The organism is Nostoc sp. (assembly GCF_036917615.1).
Classification (GTDB): Bacteria; Cyanobacteriota; Cyanobacteriia; order Cyanobacteriales; family Nostocaceae; genus Nostoc.
This window is the reverse complement of record NZ_JBALCZ010000014.1, coordinates 12,565-30,537: the sequence shown is the minus strand read 5'-3', so window position 1 is coordinate 30,537 and position 17,973 is coordinate 12,565. Positions and strand designations below refer to the sequence as shown.

The following is a 17,973-nucleotide window of genomic DNA, read 5'->3' as shown; positions in this document are numbered from 1 at the left end:
GCCTCCTGCTGTAGATTACTGGTAGATGCATACCCCAGGTTTTTACGTACTATAAGTCATCACCTTACTAGAGGTAAGCCAGAGACTACCTACAGCATATTTAGTAACTACCGACTCTTGTGTGGCATTGCATGAACTCTTTAGTTGTTGAGTCTTGGTTTCATCTTTCACAAGTTTAGCCTGATAAGTGTAGAGAGAACCACAAGGTTGTTCAAAACTTAGTTCAGCTAAAATAGTATTATTGTCTAAACTTTGCTCCAAAATTTTGCCTGCAACTTTGTAGTTAAACCAATCCCATCCGTTCTTGAGGATTAGTTCTCTTTCCAAAATCTGAAGTGCAGCAGGCAGAACTCCCCAGCCTCGATAGACTTTATTTAAGCATTGAATATCGCCAGTCCTGGTCAAAATCGATCCAAATGAATGTTGATCGAGAACACCGTAGTATCTTCCTTCTGGGAAGTCTATGACTGTTGGTGCAAACCGATGTCCACCAAAGTGGGATGATTTCCAAATTCGCACATTATCCAAGCACAAATCAGCAATAGTCGCTGTTGCATAAAAGTAAAAAGGAGCGCCATATCTAGCACAACATTTATCATAGCTACCGTGGGTACACACTAAGATATCTCTAGTTACACTAGTTTCTACCTCAGAATCATAACTGATACCCCATAACCATTTTTGGATAACTGCTGCTACTTGCTCAATATTTGCTAGTTTAAACTCTTGCTTGCAGTATCCATTACTTAACCCCTCTTTTTTTTGATAAATCAAAAGTGTAGTATGGTTGACTTTGTGTGATAAATCATTAGCAATTAAGAGGAATCTAATCGGTAGTTTAGCACGCTTCACTTTCTCTACTAAAATCCTCAAGTTTTCGGGTACCCATTTGGAATTAAATACTTCTGATATCCAAGGTTGAGGACACTCAACTAAAATATAGGCTTGGTAATTGGTGGCGCTACCAATTACATCTTCTCCTGCTTGCCGTGAAGAATCAGAACAAAAAAAAGTATTCATCTAGCTATACTCATTAGCATATTTTATGGACAAAAGGTATTACAAACTACAATTGTGTTCTTAGCTACAATATCCTTCACTCAAGGAGATAAAAAAGAACAATATGTATTTCCCAGTTCAAACTAGGTAACCACTTTATAACATCATTTCTGATCAACATCTTTCTGGTTAATAAATTCTCCACAATAGAGATAAACAGTGTCAAGAGATATTTTTCCGGAGGAGCGGCGTTAATTTTGTATCTAATTTTATTGTTATCTGGTATTTTATAAATTCTCACTTGCTGAAACCGACTTTTCTAAACTTATTTTTTTTCTCAAAATCAAATATATTCAATCTCCTGCGTAGATGCATTCGCGGAGCGTCTCGTAGAGAAGCAGCTTGTCGTCAGACATCGCTTGGAGAGTAACAGGCGATCAACTTGCTTACAATATCGATGTAGTTGATATTACAATTAAAAATATTACTAGCAACAACATACTTATTTAAAGTTTTCCTGAAATTATTTACATTATTAGTTACAGATCCTGTTCTTACACATAAACAGAGAATTTTGTGCTGGCCTTGTAAGGAATATCTTTCTAAAGATAGATGCGAAAAAATCTGCTTAACATATAACTTTTTGGTAAGGCAATACTGTTTTAAAACTTTTTTCACACTATCTGCTTTTAATGTATTTATTCACATATACGTATTGATAACAATTGTCAATTATTTTTTCTAAAATAATTGACAATTAAATTAGGGGTAAATGCTTTAATGCCCCCTAGTTCATGCGCGAAAAGTTAATGCTCAAAACTAGTGACTAATTATTAGCAGCGTCACTGATATCAACATTAACAAACCTAGTATTTACCTTTTTACCTAATCTAACTTCCTGAAGCTTATGTCAGGGTTTGATTATATGCGTCTGCTTTGACTGTAGCCGAAGTCAATAAGAAATGCAAGTATTTGATAATCTTTATAAGTTATTTACAATTTGTCGCCTCCAAGAAGTTAGTTAAATCAAGGTTAACGGGCATTTTATAATGGAGATAGCTGACTATAACAAGCATTGATACTTTCAAATATAATAGATAAGATTTTGCAATTGTGACAAATTGTTGTCAGTAGGGACGCACAGGTGTACAACCCTATTAATCCAAATATCTGTAGCTATGGCGATCGCATATTTCTACTTTCATGCAGAATTGAATCATTTTTTACCACGGCATCACAAGGAGGTGAGAATCTCCCATTTTTTTGAGGAGAAAGCCTCAATTAAGGACATGATTGAGTCGTTGGGTGTCCCTCATCCAGAAGTTGATTTTATAGAAGTTAATGGTGAATATGTAAATTTTTCTTACATTGTTGCGGATGGAGATAAGATCAATGTTTATCCAATTTCAGCTAGGAGTGTTATTATACCAAGCATTTCTGTTCTGCCAAAACCGCTCAGTATTATCCGCTTTGTTTTAGATATTCATTTGGGCAAGCTAGCGACATCTCTACGACTTTTAGGTTTTGATACTTTATACCGTAATGACTATGAGGATGAGAAATTAGCCCAAATATCCCACAGCCAAGCGCGAATTATTTTGACTCGTGATAAAGGTTTATTGATGCGTAGTTTGGTAACGTATGGGTATTACGTTAGAAACACTAACCCTCAACAACAAATTATAGAAGTACTTCAACGCTTCGACTTGTTTAAATTAATCTCACCATTTAAACTGTGTTTACGTTGCAATGGATTATTAGAACCTGTAGATAAGCAATCCATTATGAACCAACTGCCAGAAAATGTGCGATCGCAGATTGATGAATTCCAGCGTTGCCAAGACTGCGATCGCATTTATTGGAAAGGTTCGCATTATGAACGATTGCAACAGTTTATTGATGCAGTACTCAACTCACAAAAAGGTGAGTAAGTTACTAATCGCAATATTCAACCGCCTGAAATATTGCCACTAATTATTTGACTACCCCCGATTCTTGGATCTTCATCTTCGTGATTCAAATCATTAAGAGTCGGGTTTTGCTTACGCTGTCCACTAACTTCTTCTGGTTCAATGGGATCTGCCTCATGAGCTTTATCGATATCAATAGAGCGAGGAGGTTCTTTGGCGTGAGATAAATCGATGAGTGGATTGGGTTGATCGGGAGTCATGATTTACTAAATTATTATGCTGTTTCCTTTAGTGTTAAATTTATTGTGCTTGCAAACATCTTTCTTGAGAAAGAAACCACGTAAGTAGGTGGGCGCAAAAATTTATAACTACGTCATTGCGTTGGCGTAAGCCTTCCCGTCGGGTACGGAGTAAACCGGAGTCCAGCAATTACAAGGATTTGGAGAGATTTATATTCTGTTACATAAGTTAGGTTTATTCATGCCTAGCGACTTATTGTAATAATTCAAAAAAGGTATAAAAAACTATGACATTAATTTTAGCTCTCGATTTTGGTGGAACTAAGCTAGCGGCAGCATTGGTAAATATTGGTTCGAGAAAGTGGTTGCGTTATGAACGTCGTCTCTCGCTGGCGAATGCAAATGCTAGTACTGACTTAGAAATTATGCGATCGCTCATTTACTCTCTGCTGCAAGACACAAAACCTGCTGCGATCGGTGTCAGCTTTGGCGGGCCAGTTGACGCTTCCACGGGGACTGTGCGACTATCTCATCATGTCGCCGGATGGGAAAATATTCCTCTTAAAGGGTTGTTGGAGGATGAGTTTGGTGTTCCTGTTGGTGTAGATAACGATGCTAACGTTGCTGCTTTGGGAGAACATCGTTTTGGTACCGGTCAGGGATACGATAGTCTGTTTTATATTACTGTCAGCACTGGCGTGGGTGGTGGTTGGATACTCAACGGTAAGCTTTGGCGGGGTGCTGGTGGAATGGCTGGTGAAATTGGACACATGGTTGTAGATCCTGCTGGGCCAGTATGTTTGTGTGGTAAGCAGGGATGTGTGGAACGTTTGGCTTCGGGACCTTATATGGCGCAAAATGTTAAGGAAATTTTGGAAAACGTAGACGCATCAGCGGCTTCCCGCAGGGTACCGCAGAGGCGCGGAGGACTCAGAGATGGAGAGGTATTGAGGGGTTTGGTGGGGGATGATTTAACGTTGTTAACGGGGCAGTTGGTAGCTGAAGCGGCGGCTGCTGGGGATGATTTGGCGAAGGAAGTATTGCACAAGGCTGCTTGGGCGCTGGGTGTGGGTATTGGCAATGTGGCGAACTTAATGAATCCGCAGCGCTTTGTGTTGGGAGGCGGTGTGACGAAGGCGAGTGAGGATTTTTGGCAGGTGATGCGTCAGGTGGCGCGGGAGACAGCTTTGCCGGAGGTTGATTTTGAAATTGTCTCGGCGGTGCTGGGTGATGATGCGCCTTTGTGGGGGGCTGTGGCGATCGCTTTGATCGCAAATCCTGAATTTGTAAATGAGTGACGCGTGGAGTGTATAAGTGCTAGCAGAACTAGTTATTTTTGACTGTGATGGAGTATTAGTAGACAGTGAGGGATTAGGCAATCGCGTTCTTGTAGAATTTGTCGCTGAGTTTGGACTTGCAATGAAACTTGAAGAAGCCATTTTGTTATTTAAGGGTTGCAAAATGGCTGATTGTGTTGCTGTCATTGAGAAAAAACTTGAAAAAAAGATGCCGCAAGATTTTGTAACTCAGCTTCGTGCCCGCACTGCTGAAGCATTCGAGCGTCAACTACGTCCTATAGAAGGAATAGAAGCAGCTTTAGACAAGATTAATCTACCTATTTGCGTTGCTTCCAGTGGCCCACCAGAAAAAATTAAGTTAGCTTTGCGTGTCACTAATCTACTACCTCGATTTGAAGGGTGCATCTTTAGTTCCTATGAAATTGGAAGCTGGAAACCATCACCCGACTTGTTTTTACATGCGGCTAAAAATATGGGAGTTCAACCTGCATCCTGTACGGTTGTAGAAGATAGCGTTTTGGGTGTACGTGCAGGTGTCGCCGCTGGTATGAGAGTTTTAGGTTACACCGAGCAAAGTGAGGCTACCTTACTTGAGGCATGTGGTGCGCGTGTTTTTTACTCCATGTACCAACTGCCTTCTTTGTTATCACACCATTAGACTTATTGCATCAATCAGAAAATGTATAATTTTGAATCAGATGGTACATTTTCAAAGCTAGCTTGAATCGCTTTAAACTGTTCCCAACTTAATCCACGTTTGAAGAAGCGTTGTTCTTCTGGTAAGTTAATAGCATTTTCTAACGTTAGAGTCATAATATTTTTTACTCTCCCAGTTAGTAGTCACAAAATTTATCTTATTTTCATCTTAAGTCAAAACCAAATTATCCCGGTGAATCACAGTTTCTGCACCGGCATAGCCTAAAATTGTCGGAATTTCCCGTGAATGATGTCCACAAATCTTTTGCAGTTCATTGCTGTTGTAATTCACAAGTCCTCTGGCAATTTCGTTACCATTGGTGTGACATAATTGCACAGCGTTCTGTGTGTCAAACTCTCCTTCTACTGCCTTAATTCCAGCAGCTAATAATGATTTTCCTGCTAGAGAAATTGCCGCGATCGCACCTTCATCTAAATACAATTTACCCGCAGGTACAAGACCGTAAGCTATCCAACGTTTACGCGCCGAAGTTGGTTCAGGTTGGGGTTCAAAATGCGTCCCAATAAGTTCACCTTGGATAATTTTTTCTATATTCCGAGGAAATCGCCCTTGAGTAATTACGGTACGCACTCCAGCTGCAATGGCAATCCTCGCAGCCGAAATTTTTGTTACCATACCGCCAGTACCCCACCGTGAACCTTGGGAACCTGTTTGTATCTGTAATTCTGCTAATTCCTTAATGCTACTAACTACAGCGATCGGTCGGGCATCTGGTACAGAACGCGGATCAGCTGAGTACAGCCTATCGACATCAGTAAGCAAAAATAGCCAATCTGCTTCTACTAAGCTCGCAACCAATGCTGAAAGGGTGTCATTATCACCAAATTTTAGTTCGTCTATTGCTACGGTATCATTTTCATTCACTATGGGAATCACTCCCAGTCCCAGTAGTTCCTGAAAGGTGTTGTAGGCGTTGAGATAGCGGCTGCGCTGTACCAAGTCACTGCGAGTCAATAATACTTGAGCAATCGCCTGCTGTAGAGTATTAAATAAATCATCATATATACGGATTAATCTACCCTGTCCAACTGCTGCTACAGCCTGTTTGAGTGCGATCGCCTTGGGACGTTCAGTTAAGCCCAACCGCGCACAACCCACCCCCACAGCGCCAGAGGAAACTAAAATCACTCGATGTCCCTGTCGTCTTAAATGGTAAAGTGTTTCCGCCAAGGTAGCGATCGTAGAAAGTGCTAATTGTCCCGTTTCTGGTTGAGTTAGGCTAGAAGTGCCGATTTTGACAACAATCGTTAGTGGCATCTGAAAAGTGAGGAGTTAGGAGTGAGGAGTTAGGAGTTGAATTAAATTCATAACTCATAACTTCTAACTCCTAACTCAAATTGTAAAGCGCCAATCCCTCTCTAGTGAAGGCTGACGCTTTACGGGTGTATATTTACTTAGTATGAGTTAGGGTCTTTTTTGGCTGACCCCATGTTATTAATACTTATGATCCCCGATTTTTGAATCACATGAAGATTCCTTAATTATTTCTTTAGATTTACTTTCCTGACGATTTTTTAACTTTTGTGAATCTTGGTTTTCTTGGGGGTAATAGAGGCTCCCAAAATTTCAGATATCCAAACTTCAAAGTTACGGACAGGATGAGAGCGCAGAGCTGCGTCTGCATGGACAATCGGTTCAACTAGAATGGTAAACATCCCCAAGCGATTACCTGCTAAAACATCGGTAAACAAGCGATCGCCTACCATCCCCACTTGATGCACTGGTAGATCCATTGCCCTCAGTGCTGCTCTAATTTTGCGTCGGGAAGGCTTGGCTGCACCCAAATAGTAAGGTAGGTTGAGCGATCGGGCAATTCCACCAATTCGCGCTTCACTCAGGTTGTTACTGACCAAGCACAGTGCAGTACAGGTGCGGATTTGGTCCACCCATTGCCGTAGTTCTGGGGAAGCTATTCCGACTGTGAAGGGTACTAAAGTTTCATCTACATCCAATACCAGCCCCTTTAGCCCGTATTTTTGGATAATATCCAGTGTTAGATTTAATACTGAACCTTCTAAAATCAAGTCAGGCTGTAAAAGATTGTTCCAGATCATAGTCAACAGTCAAATTTAAATAGCTCAGACAAATGAGCATAACCCAATCTAGTTTAGTTAGTCGAACTCCATCCTGGAATATCTCCCTGAACACTTTGAGATAAAATAGCTAAAATCTTATCTATCTCTTTGATGTAATAATTATTCAAAAACTTTCAAACATCCCTCGTTGTTACAGCACCGTAAATTATCCTAATTTCATTTCCTTCTTGTTGATTAAACAATTGTGCTACTAACATTGCCACCGCACATTGACCTAATCCACCTTTAATATTTTCATTTTTTGTTTCACTAATAACCACCACGGGCACATTAATTGTTAGTAGCTTAGGACATTGGCAAATCATTAGAGAGCGGCTGTCACACCTATCCATAGCAGAGTTGTCCTAACCAGTATGGCAACCGCTATAAAGTCACAATATTCATTCAGACCTTTTTCTGCATCTACATTAAAGTCTGTTCCCAAAAATAACCTAATTGGATAATTAGCCCTGCGTTTTACCTCTTACGAATTATTTAATGGGACATGGTAAAAGGTTTAAGTAGATTTTGATTACAATGAAAATTCCCAATTAAAAAATTCAAAATGTAACATTTTCATTTTGAATTTTTAATCTTATTCCACTTCATTAAAAAGATGTTCCTCTAACAGAGGTTGTACTTTACGGAACTCTTCTGGAGAAAGTAATTCAGGTTCACCTGTTTTCGCTATCCGTGCAAAAAACAACAGGGGATCGAGGGGTGTATAAATTGCATACTCCTGATCTTCATCATAGAAGCTAGCGAGTAGCTGTAATTGCTCTGGCTCTAAATCTGCCTCTTCGTCTTCGATTTCTAAGGTGAAAAGTTCTGATTCTTCAACTGGCGGTAAATCACCTGCAACTGTCAGAGCATAGGCTGTATTTTTCAATACCAGGTTCTGCTCAGATAGTACAGCTTGAGCATTAGCAAAAATTTGCTCAATGGTGGTGTCGTCTTCTACCAGAACCGCTTCTTCTTCCTCACCCTCACCTTCCCAAGAAAAAATTTCTACAGGTGAATCTACAGGAAGAAGCAAAACGTATTCTTGTCCATCTACCTCTAGGGAATGCTCTATGTAACATTCGAGCGATCGCCCTTTGTCATCGGTTAAAGTGATGGAACCCGCATGAGCGTTATCATTTTCTTCAGGAAATGGAGAGGAAAACATAGCCGAAATGTAGAAATTTAATAAATACCAGCAAGTTTAGAAATCGCTGAACTATTTAATAACATATTATGTCAATCAAATAGCTTTATACGTAGATACAACTGCTGGCTAATCGTTTTCAGAATATCATGTTAAAAGGTATCAATACTCAATAGCCGCCACTGAACTGCGGGATTTAGCACGCTTAACATCCAGCCATTGTTGTAAAATCAAAGCGGCTGCCTTGCGGTCAATCAAACCTTTATGGCGTGAAGGGGAGCGGTTCTCAGCTATCAGCAGTTGCTCTGCTTGAAATGAAGTTAATCGCTCATCCACATATTCCACAGGCAGTTTTAGTGCTCTAGCAAGTCTTGTAGTAAATTTCTGAACTTGACGTGCCTGAAATCCTAGTGAGCCATCCATTGAATAAGGTAAGCCCATAACTAGAACTTGCACCTCACGTTCATTAACTATTTGTCGGATTTGCTCGACATCCTGCTCAAAAGATGTGCGCTCAATTGTGGTAATCCCTGTGGCAATTAAACCTGTGCGATCGCACCCTGCCACTCCAATCCGCTTGCGACCGAAATCTAGTCCCAATGCTGAAATAAATGGTTTTGGGTACTCCTGCAATATCACACTAATTCTCCTGCTGTGCATCTGCTGATTCCGGAATCGGCGATGCTTCCATGCTAGGGTTTTTTCCCGAAAAGTTAATCGGTTCTGACTTGCTTGGCAGTGGTTTATCTGACGATGGCAACTTTCCTGGTTGTATCCATGACATTCCACCTGGTATAGGTTTACGTGCAGGTTGTAAACCTTGCAGCATATCAGTCCACTGAATTCCTTCTAAGGAGACGAATTTAGATTCCCGTAGCTTGTGCCACACAGAGCGAGACATAACTAATGTGTGTTCTATGCGTTTTGCTCCAATTCGTTCCAAATACTCTTCTCGCTCTGCCTGATAGTCTGAAGAAGCTAGTTGTAACCCTTGCTGGGGAAAATCTTGGGCAATACGAGCCAGTTGAGATAGTAATTCTGGATACAGCCAGGTATAAGCAGGATGAACTGTCAGCGTTGCAACGTGGGGAACTTCACCCTTACGGTCAAGTTGCACCTGAAAATAGCCGATCGCAGCTTTGCGTTGGGGTTCAAATACGTAACCACTCACTACTTCCATTTTGGTCAGCCATTGCTTCACTGCATCAGTTAAAGCGCCGAACAAACTGGTTTTAAAGTCGCGGGTATTGCGGTCAAAAACCTGACGTACTAGAGGTGGCATAGATGCCGTATCTAGTTGATATAGCAATTGGGCATCAGCATTACTCACTGGCAAGAGGTTGGGCAAGTCTGGCTCTGCTTGTGCCAATTCAACCAGTAATTCTGGCCCAATTTCCCAGTATGTCATTTCTGCCAGACGCTGGAATCCATTTTGTCGATATAGTGCCAGCGCCTCGATGTCGTTGATGTTGACTTCCAGTAGCCAAGTGCGAGCTTCCAAAATCGATTCAAAGCAATGACGCAAAAGTTGCGAGCCAATTCCTTGTTTATCGACACCACGCTCCAACAGCACTTGATCAATTCGCCAAGTGCTACGTGTCCGGTTAAAGGGTGACACTTGAATCATCCCTAGAAGCATCCGCCCTTGCTCTGCGATATAGGCACAGAGGCGAAACTGTAGCGGGTTAGGAAACCAACTCAAAAATTTGAGTAATCCATACCACCGACGCAGCCTTTGCATCTGGCTGACGCCAAAACCTGCTCCCTTGGGAGTGAGGGCTGCGAATGACTCTTGAGTTATGCGCTCAATCCCGTCCAGATCCCGGTATTGGACTGGTCGGATAACAACGCTGAGGTTTCGGGGAAGTAATGAAGTCATTTTTATTCGAGCCGCCATTTAGCCTTAACTAACTGCTCTTCAAAGGAACCGCTGCAATAATCTTAACTAGTTTCTGCCCCTTGATATTGCGCCAAAAGGGTGATTTTAGTAACTTAATACTTAAAAAAAGCAGAAAAAGCAGACCTTGTGAGAACACCATTGGCATTGACCCAACAACATCTGCCTTTATTTTATTGGAATTTTGATTAAAATTTGTATATATTTATAGCCCTTGTCGAGAAACTAGCTTTTCAAAGTGAGCTTGGGTTTGATGGAGTAATTGCTGGCGACTATCTACCAGTGTTTGCTTCAGGGTTGGAACAAGATTGCGAGCTTGCAGAGTCATGTGAAGTTGCAGGTTGGCGACATATTCACTGAAATCTTGATTCATTTCATCTGCGCTTGCATTCGTTAATAAATTTGATTCCATTGCCACTGTATTCTCCTGTGTTAATCCTATGCTGTCTCTCTTCATGACCAAAAACTATCACGTTGTTTGGACTAACTTCTTAATTTGCAATGAAGTTTAACGCTTTTTAGGGATAGGGATCGCAGTAGGGTTTGGGTTCGAGGTGGGAGATTTGCTTTCAAGAGGGCGATCGCCAGAAAAGCAAACGTTGTTAAACTCCTTTTTCGCCAGGGCTGAAACTCTTATTGGTTAATTAGCAGACGATGCACAACGTTCTGCTATCTCTTGAACTACCGTCAGGAATTGGCGCAGCAAGATCGAATCGGTCGGTGCTGGCTCCAACAAAGCCTTGATATCTGCCCGTCGCCACACCACCGCAATTGCCCTTGTAAACGGCGCATCTTGAAGCTCTCGGTAGACCACTCCTTGACGTTGAAGCGTTTGCACGTTGTCCGGTAGAATCGAGACACCTACGCCTGCTGCCACTAAACTGAGGTTGATCACCATCCAAGTGGCTTTGACCGTTTCCAGCAATGTTGGCTTGAATCCCCGAAGCTCAAATTGCGATAAGACCACTTCGTAGGAGGGCACGGCATCAAGCGGTGGTAAAATCAGCTGCTCGTCCTTGAGTACTTCAAGTGGAATGTGCTTGAGCGCCGTCAGAGGATGATGTTCTGGCAATGCAACCACAAAGGACTCTTGCACAATCGGGAGAAAATTCAGAGTTGAATCACCTGAGTAAGGATTGGGCAGATGTTCAAATCCAACATCGATGGAGTTATCCCGTAGTCCTTGGATCATTTCCTCGATCGTCATCGATCGCAGTTCCAATTCCACATTCGGATAACGATCGCGAAAGGTTTTGAGAATATCTGGAAGTAAACTATTAGCGATCGCAGTGTTCACCACCACAACCAGCTTGCCAATTTCGCCACGACTCGCTTCTTGTGTTCGTGTCACCGCCCGTTCCAGTGCAGTGACGGCAACCTGAAGTTCGGCGAGAAAAACCTTTCCTACCGCCGTCAACACCGGAGGGCGACGAGTGCGATCAAAGAGTTCTACGCTCAACGCCGCTTCCAATGCCGCGATCGTTTTGCTGAGGTAGGATTGTTCCACATCTAAGCGTTCAGCCGCTTTGCTAAAGCTTTTTTTATCGCCCGTTTCTGCAACAAGCTCTATAAAATACTGTAGCTGTCGCATTTCAAGCTTATTCCAAGGTCGAAGGCTCATTTCATCAAAATAGTATGATTAAAATGTCATACTAAAATATTCAAAATCGTCTTACTATTATAATAATAATCTTTTAAGCTTGCTTTCATGAACTTATCACTCGCAATTAGGAGAGTGTTTATGAAAGAGAAGCCTGCGATCGCTCTAACCTCTAGCCGTTTAAATCGAGACATCGAACTACTGCCTGCGGTGAAAGCGCAAGAATCGGTAATCACCTCTAGAACAATCGCTTATTGTCACGAAGTCCTTGATCGCAGCCGCTTTTTTTGCCTGCTGAAAGCTGGAGCCATTACTCCACCATTAATGCAATATGCCTTTCTCCAGTACCATTTTTGGCGCGATCGGCTGCATCAGTGGTTCGGCTTATGCATCGTCAAAGCAGGAAGTTGCACTGACAATGACCAAAAATCCGCGATTATGTCCTTATCAGATCACACCTTCACAGATTTGCAAGACGATCATAGTGAGATGTACGTAGAATTTCTTCACGATTTAGGATTGAGGGAGCCTGAAATTATGGCATCTCAACGAAGTTCCGCGACTGCATCGTATGAACGCTCATTTTTCGATGAATTCGGCTACGGAACCGACAACTTCTACGAAGCCCTGGCTGCGTTGAGTGGTCGAGAACTGTGTGTATCAATCCGAAACGCCAGAATTCTCTCATCTTACTTTGATGTTCGTGGCATGAAGCACCCGACTTGGTTGAGCTTGCACGCAGAATTAGAAGTGAATCATTTCCAAGATTCTATTCGTCCGGTGCTGACTCGCTACGATGGGGATTCAGCCAAACTTCATAGCGTAATCAAAGCCGTCGAGCGTGGGATTGATCGACACGTACAGTATTTCGAGGATCTGCTGCATGAGTACGAATCCCAAGCCAATGCTGTTTAAGACGCTACTCATCCATGTAAGTGGATTTTGACGATAGTAACGCGGGTTTTCACGTCTGTAAGCGAATGAGACTTGAGTAGCTTATGCAACAATAGTTATTATTCTTAATTATTAGTTTGTGTAAGGAAGAATTCTATTCATGACTTCAAGTGCAGAGCCGCCCCATTCTGAAAATTGCGATCAAAATTGGAAATGTTTACCCACCACTTCTCGCTGTGTAGATCGGATTGCCTTCAGCCCTGATGGAAAGTTAATAGCGAGTTGTAATTACAATTCGCTTGAGGAGATCAAATTATGGGACGTTGAGAGTGGCAAGCAGCTTTCTGATATGAACAGTCGGCTATATGCATCAGATTTGACGCTACCTGTGTCAAGCGGTGAAAAAGTGTATTACCTGTTCGATTTTTACCACTCCAGGTTCGAGTCCTTCTTTTTTAGCTCTGACCCGAAGGATTTGACTTGTAGTGGCAGTGTCTGGGATCAGGCTGTGGGCAAGGTCGTCTACGTGCGAGACATCAAGTCGCATTCTAAAAAATACCCGTGGGAAAAAGAATACTTCTGGTGGTATCCTGTTGCGGTCAGTCCAGATTTACAAGTAACAGCATCAGCTTGCAAATCCCCCTCCGCTATAACGCTTTGGGAAACATCTACTGGAATAGACAAACATACGTTCTGCCTCAACGAAGAAGTAAGGGAGATTAGCCATATTTATGTCAATCAGTTCAGTCCCGATGGCAAAATTTTTGCTAGCTTATTCAGCTTTGGAGGCTATTCCGGTCGTAGCGAAGGAAAAATTAAGCTTAAGCTATGGCAAGTCGAAACGGGCAAAGAGCTTTGTAGTATTTCATTATTGCAAGATCCAACCACTAGCTGGAATCATATCCTTGCCTTTAGCTCAGATAGTCGCATTTTAGCCAGTAATTGTGGCGATTCCTTTAACAGAGTTATCGTCTTGTTATAAACAGCCACAGGGGTAGAACTTTTTCGGTTCCAAGGATTCGGAAAGAAAAACTATGAGGGTTTAGACAAAGTTACATCTCTTGCTTTCAGCCCCGATAACCAACTACTAGCGAGCGGTGACTCAACTGGCGTAATTACTCTATGGCGATTGAGTAAAGGATGGCTACGACCTCTAAGAGCCAGAAAAATTCTGACTCTGATTAGTTGTGAACCCTGCGAACCTGTCAAAACTCTTGCATTTAGTCCAGATGGTAAGCTTTTGGCGAGTGGACTTGGTGGTGATAATAATAGTGGAATTACGCTATGGAATGTGAAAAGTGGGGAAAAACATCAAACCTTCTCTGGTCACTTAGTAGAACCCTATAAGATTTCTACTGATTTTTCCATTGGGGATAACTACTTAGCGGTTAGTCCTAATGGCAAGATAGTTGTCTCCATTGACATTGCTCATAGCATGATTAAGCTTTGAGAGTACACAGAACAATGCTTTGCTTGGTCGCTTCGAGAGTTGCAACGTTAGCAAGATTGTTTTTAGTCAAAATAGCAAGTTTATAATTGGTGTCCAGGACGATTGGTCTTCAGTTCATCAAACCTCTCAGAACATTATTACGTGGGAAGTTGCAACGGGCAGAAAAGTTGAGTCAATTAACTATTTGAGTCAAGGACATTGGGGTTCAAGAACTGTCAATCAGTATGGAGACTTGCTAGCAATTATTGACCGTAGAAGCTTGTCGATTAAAGTTCTAGAAGTTCATACTGGTCAAACACTTTGTAGACTCAGGGGAGACTATGAGCGTGTGTCGCAGATTATCTTTAGCCCAGATAAGCGTCTTTTAGCTACTCGACATAGTATGTCTGAGTTTAGGATTTGGGAGATTACCACTGGTAGGTTCATTCGTACAATCCATATTGACTATCGTGAAGATGATACTGATCCTGGATATCCCGATCTAGTCCTGTTTAGTCCAGATGGTGAACTTTTGGCGATCGCAGCAACTCGAAACATCACATTATGGCAAGTTAGCTCCGGAGAAAAGATACACACTATTGATCGCGTTCATCGAGCTTGGGGAAGGTGTATGGCTTTCAGCCCTAACGGACAAACGCTTGCGTTTACTATTACTGACGAAGCCCCTCTCAGACTTTGGAATGTAGAAACTGGCAACGAGACTTGTCTCATCGATCAATCCCACTATACGGTCAGATCGCTTGATTTTAGTCTGAATGGACAAGTTTTAGTAAGTAGTTATAGCAATGGCACGATAAAGGTGTGGCAGCAAAACAAAGTCTTGGTCTGATAATTTAGCAGGTGTTTTGCAACCACAATCAACACTCAGTAATCTTTGAGCGGCACTGTTTTGGTGACTCTTTACCGATGCCCATTAAAATCTCAAACCAACACCACCTTGTACAGAGATAGCTGTACCACTGCTATCACGGTAGGCATCAAAAGCGATAATGGCGTTGCCAAAAAGCACAGTATTGCTATTTGGGATCATATAATCAATGCCCGGTTGTAAAGCAAAACTAATTTTGTCGCCCACAGGAGAAGATCCACCACCACCAGCCAACACCAACCCAGCACCCAAGTAGGCATCAGCTTGCCAGTTAAGGGGTAAATCGTAGGAAACCGTTGGCACAACTGCCGTATTATTACCAATTAACACTTGGGCGCGGAGTGAAATTGGTGCTTCCAAAAGCTTGTAGCGGCCGGCTATAACCCCTCCGAATTGGATACCATCAGTAAAACCAATAGTGGGGCCTATACCGATATAACTGCCATAGGCTACTTGAGCTTGCACTGGTTTAGTACTCGCCAGACTCAAGACCAAGCCAGCCCCCAAAACTGAAACCAAATATGGAATATACTTCATAACCCAACTCCTCACACCAATTAGTCATTAGTCATTAGTCATTAGTCATTAGTCATTGGGAAGCCACTGCATTGGAAGGGTTCCCCGGCTTGTTCGCTCTTAGCGTTCCCGCTCTTTAGCAAGTGGCGTCATTGGGTATAGGGTATGGGGCATTGGGAAAACTCTCCCCTGCTTCCCCTGCCCCCCCTCTCATTCTACGGGCAACGGGGATGAATGCCTCCTTGAGTACAAATGTACGCTAATTGCTTGGCATCTAAATTTTTGGCTTGCGAAAAATCAACCCCTTGGACTTCGGCAGATACTGAGCCTAAATCTGGGGTTTTGACAAATTGATCTGCTGGATCTTGTTTGCTAGGGGCGAGAATTGCCCCCTTAAAATCTGCTCCTGCCACATTTGCCCCTCGTAAATCTGCAAGACTCAGGTCGGCATTTTGCAAGTTAACGTTTTCCATCTGGGCATAACGCAAAACAGCACCAGCTAGACGAGTGGCGCCCAGGTTAGCATTGCGGAGATTAGCACGATCCAAATAGGCGCCTGATAAATCTGCCCCTTGCCAATCAGTGTTAGTTAAGTTGGCAAAGGATAATTGTGTTCCTATGGCAGTGGCGCGACCTAAACGCGCAGCGTACAGATTGGCTTCGTTCAATTTGGCGTCGCCTAAATCTGCTCCAGTTAAGCTAGCTTTTTCCAAAACTGCGTTTCGCAGATCGGCTCCTACTAGTTGGGTGCTATTGAGTTTAGCCTCAAATAGACGTGCGTTGGATAAGTTGGCTCTGTTGAGAGTGGCGCGGCTCAAATCGGTACGGTTCATCAAGACGCGACTGAGGTTAGCATCAGTAAGATTGGCTTGCTGCAACTGAGCTTGGCTTAAATCAGCGATCGCATCGTCGTAAGTATCCCAGCGTCCATCTTCACCCACGCCTCGAAAGCGGCTCCCCTTCAGACTAGCTTGGTTAAGATTTGCAGATTTTAACTTAACTCCTGATAAATCAATGTTGTCCAGTACCAAGTTAAAGAAGGAACTTTTTGGAGTACCGCTTTGACCTAATTGGGTGCTACTCAGGTCAACGCCCTCGATTTTACCACTGTAAACAGAGAGAATCTTGTTGATCGTTCGCTGGTTTCTTTGTAGCCGCCCTTGCCGTAATTCCTGTTCTTGGGTTGCAGTACTACCCACAGACTCTAGTTCACCCACCAAAAACTGATTCTTATTTTTTAGTTCCGGGATGGCTTGGGGCCCGACAGTTGTCAAAGCTTGTTGAATCGTATCCACAAGCCTGGGGTTGGTTTCGCTAACCAATAAATCCGCCAGAAATTTAATGGACTGTGGATCATTAAGACCACCTATAGCCAGAATTGCACTTTGGCGTTGCTCGTTAGTAGCCCCAGAGTTAGGACTCAATTGTTTGACAAGTTCGAGGAACTGTTGGCTGTTGATTTTCTCGGTTGCTCGCTGAGATTGTTGAATTTGGATATAAACTTGAGTGCCTATTAAAGTTGCCAACACAGCAGTCATACTCGTAAGCCCTACCCCAAACAAAGTCAGATTAGGATTTTGCTGTATCCGCCGCCAGAGATTAGGCGACTGGTTGGTTTGGGCTGCCGCTAATTCTTCATTTTCCTCTTGCCATTCTTCTGCTTGATCATTATCGCCAGCAGACTGAGCTTGTCTGTTGCTATCTAAGAGTGCATCTATTGTATAAGTGCCTGCAAGTTGATCATGTAGTGCGCGACGTCCCCGGCGCGACGGTAAACCTATCCCTTCACCCACAATCATTAACAAAGACAAAAATGTAAATAATCCTAAATTAGGAAAAGCAAAGCTGTAGCGCCACAGCAGATAGGCGATGGAAATGGGTACAGTCCAACGCCCAACTCCTTCTCTAATTACAACTGCCCCCAATCCAGGCGGCGTCCCTTGCTCGTTGACAACCCGCACTTTTAACCAACGTTTAGGAATTGTGCTACCAGTCTTAGCTAGTAAATACAATTGCCACCACGAGAGAGTTACAGGCGCTAACAGGGCGATTGTCCATAAAATATTAGTCGGCCATGCTACGTTAGGGATACCATAGCTCACAGGCAGAGCCAGGGGTCTGGCGATCGCTCTTTGGGTTACTACCAGCACGGGATTAAGCGGCACTCGGTTGAGATCGCTTCTAGAATTGGCATAGACACCAATGCCGAAGGGAATCAACCCGCTGCTAACCACTAGTGTGATTTCAGCTGCCCAAGCTGCAAAACGCCTACTTGTTAGCAACAGCGAATTGGCTCTTTCCGGTTTTTTTGACTGACCAGATTGATTACTAGTTCTCCTGACAATTGGTGTCGTCATCGCAT

General features: G+C 42.8%; 20 protein-coding genes and 1 pseudogene. 8 read left to right on the top strand and 13 right to left on the bottom strand.

What is annotated here, in order from left to right; translation table 11 throughout:
* Positions 1–42 precede the first annotated feature (42 nt).
* Positions 43–1,020 carry a sucrase ferredoxin gene (locus tag V7K85_RS03615; protein ID WP_334811288.1) on the bottom strand — a complete coding sequence of 326 codons (978 nt, stop codon included), beginning with the start codon at positions 1,018–1,020 and terminating at the stop codon, positions 43–45.
* Positions 1,021–2,177: 1,157 nt separating this feature from the next.
* On the opposite strand from V7K85_RS03615, the gene V7K85_RS03610 reads away from it, so the two are divergent.
* Positions 2,178–2,930, top strand: coding sequence for a Mut7-C RNAse domain-containing protein (locus V7K85_RS03610; protein ID WP_334811420.1), 753 nt, complete (start codon positions 2,178–2,180; stop codon positions 2,928–2,930).
* A gap of 17 nt (positions 2,931–2,947) precedes the next feature.
* On the opposite strand, the gene V7K85_RS03605 is transcribed toward V7K85_RS03610, so the two are convergent.
* Positions 2,948–3,169, bottom strand: a complete 222-nt coding sequence (locus V7K85_RS03605; RefSeq protein ID WP_334811287.1) for a hypothetical protein — start codon at positions 3,167–3,169, stop codon at positions 2,948–2,950.
* Between the two features lie 266 nt (positions 3,170–3,435).
* Here V7K85_RS03605 and V7K85_RS03600 point away from each other — a divergent pair, with 266 nt between their 5' ends.
* Complete coding sequence (locus tag V7K85_RS03600) at positions 3,436–4,446, top strand: ROK family protein (protein WP_334811286.1); 1,011 nt, start codon at positions 3,436–3,438, stop codon at positions 4,444–4,446.
* A 16-nt stretch (positions 4,447–4,462) separates the two neighbouring features.
* Positions 4,463–5,104, top strand: coding sequence for an HAD family hydrolase (locus V7K85_RS03595; RefSeq protein ID WP_334811285.1), 642 nt, complete (start codon positions 4,463–4,465; stop codon positions 5,102–5,104).
* Between the two features lie 14 nt (positions 5,105–5,118).
* Here V7K85_RS03595 and V7K85_RS03590 read toward each other — a convergent pair whose 3' ends face one another.
* From V7K85_RS03590 to V7K85_RS03550, 9 genes are all read right to left on the bottom strand, one after another.
* Positions 5,119–5,259 carry a hypothetical protein gene (locus V7K85_RS03590; RefSeq protein ID WP_334811284.1) on the bottom strand — a complete coding sequence of 47 codons (141 nt, stop codon included), beginning with the start codon at positions 5,257–5,259 and terminating at the stop codon, positions 5,119–5,121.
* A gap of 52 nt (positions 5,260–5,311) precedes the next feature.
* A complete protein-coding gene (gene proB, locus V7K85_RS03585; RefSeq protein ID WP_334811283.1) occupies positions 5,312–6,421 on the bottom strand; it encodes a glutamate 5-kinase in 1,110 nt (369 codons plus the stop codon).
* A gap of 257 nt (positions 6,422–6,678) precedes the next feature.
* Positions 6,679–7,218, bottom strand: a complete 540-nt coding sequence (locus tag V7K85_RS03580; RefSeq protein WP_334811282.1) for a YqeG family HAD IIIA-type phosphatase — start codon at positions 7,216–7,218, stop codon at positions 6,679–6,681.
* A gap of 155 nt (positions 7,219–7,373) precedes the next feature.
* Positions 7,374–7,592, bottom strand: coding sequence for a hypothetical protein (locus tag V7K85_RS03575; RefSeq protein ID WP_334811281.1), 219 nt, complete (start codon positions 7,590–7,592; stop codon positions 7,374–7,376).
* A gap of 242 nt (positions 7,593–7,834) precedes the next feature.
* Positions 7,835–8,407 (bottom strand): DUF3727 domain-containing protein, encoded by a 573-nt coding sequence (locus V7K85_RS03570; protein WP_334811280.1) that lies wholly within the window; start codon positions 8,405–8,407, stop codon positions 7,835–7,837.
* A 141-nt stretch (positions 8,408–8,548) separates the two neighbouring features.
* Complete coding sequence (gene ruvX / locus V7K85_RS03565) at positions 8,549–9,046, bottom strand: Holliday junction resolvase RuvX (protein WP_334811279.1); 498 nt, start codon at positions 9,044–9,046, stop codon at positions 8,549–8,551.
* Positions 9,027–10,283: a GNAT family N-acetyltransferase gene (locus tag V7K85_RS03560; protein WP_334811278.1), complete on the bottom strand. Its 1,257-nt coding sequence runs from the start codon at positions 10,281–10,283 to the stop codon at positions 9,027–9,029. Before V7K85_RS03560 ends, ruvX begins: the two co-directional genes overlap by 20 nt.
* Before the next feature lie 205 nt (positions 10,284–10,488).
* Positions 10,489–10,695, bottom strand: a complete 207-nt coding sequence (locus V7K85_RS03555) for a hypothetical protein (protein ID WP_229457894.1) — start codon at positions 10,693–10,695, stop codon at positions 10,489–10,491.
* Positions 10,696–10,923: 228 nt separating this feature from the next.
* Positions 10,924–11,874, bottom strand: a complete 951-nt coding sequence (locus tag V7K85_RS03550) for a LysR family transcriptional regulator (protein ID WP_334811277.1) — start codon at positions 11,872–11,874, stop codon at positions 10,924–10,926.
* Positions 11,875–12,024: 150 nt separating this feature from the next.
* On the opposite strand from V7K85_RS03550, the gene V7K85_RS03545 reads away from it, so the two are divergent.
* From V7K85_RS03545 to V7K85_RS03530, 5 genes and pseudogenes are all read left to right on the top strand, one after another.
* Complete coding sequence (locus V7K85_RS03545) at positions 12,025–12,798, top strand: iron-containing redox enzyme family protein (protein WP_334811276.1); 774 nt, start codon at positions 12,025–12,027, stop codon at positions 12,796–12,798.
* A 139-nt stretch (positions 12,799–12,937) separates the two neighbouring features.
* Complete coding sequence (locus tag V7K85_RS03540; RefSeq protein WP_334811275.1) at positions 12,938–13,759, top strand: WD40 repeat domain-containing protein; 822 nt, start codon at positions 12,938–12,940, stop codon at positions 13,757–13,759.
* 75 nt (positions 13,760–13,834) lie between these two features.
* A pseudogene (locus V7K85_RS36350) lies at positions 13,835–13,891 on the top strand (hypothetical protein); the annotation flags it as partial.
* Positions 13,892–13,906: 15 nt separating this feature from the next.
* The gene (locus V7K85_RS03535) at positions 13,907–14,227 is read left to right on the top strand and encodes a WD40 repeat domain-containing protein (RefSeq protein WP_334811274.1); all 321 of its coding nucleotides are present in this window, start codon (positions 13,907–13,909) and stop codon (positions 14,225–14,227) included.
* Between the two features lie 19 nt (positions 14,228–14,246).
* Positions 14,247–15,056 carry a WD40 repeat domain-containing protein gene (locus V7K85_RS03530; protein WP_334811273.1) on the top strand — a complete coding sequence of 270 codons (810 nt, stop codon included), beginning with the start codon at positions 14,247–14,249 and terminating at the stop codon, positions 15,054–15,056.
* An 84-nt stretch (positions 15,057–15,140) separates the two neighbouring features.
* On the opposite strand, the gene V7K85_RS03525 is transcribed toward V7K85_RS03530, so the two are convergent.
* The gene (locus V7K85_RS03525) at positions 15,141–15,632 is read right to left on the bottom strand and encodes a hypothetical protein (RefSeq protein WP_334811272.1); all 492 of its coding nucleotides are present in this window, start codon (positions 15,630–15,632) and stop codon (positions 15,141–15,143) included.
* 194 nt (positions 15,633–15,826) lie between these two features.
* The gene (locus V7K85_RS03520; protein ID WP_334811271.1) at positions 15,827–17,968 is read right to left on the bottom strand and encodes a pentapeptide repeat-containing protein; all 2,142 of its coding nucleotides are present in this window, start codon (positions 17,966–17,968) and stop codon (positions 15,827–15,829) included.
* Positions 17,969–17,973 lie beyond the last annotated feature (5 nt).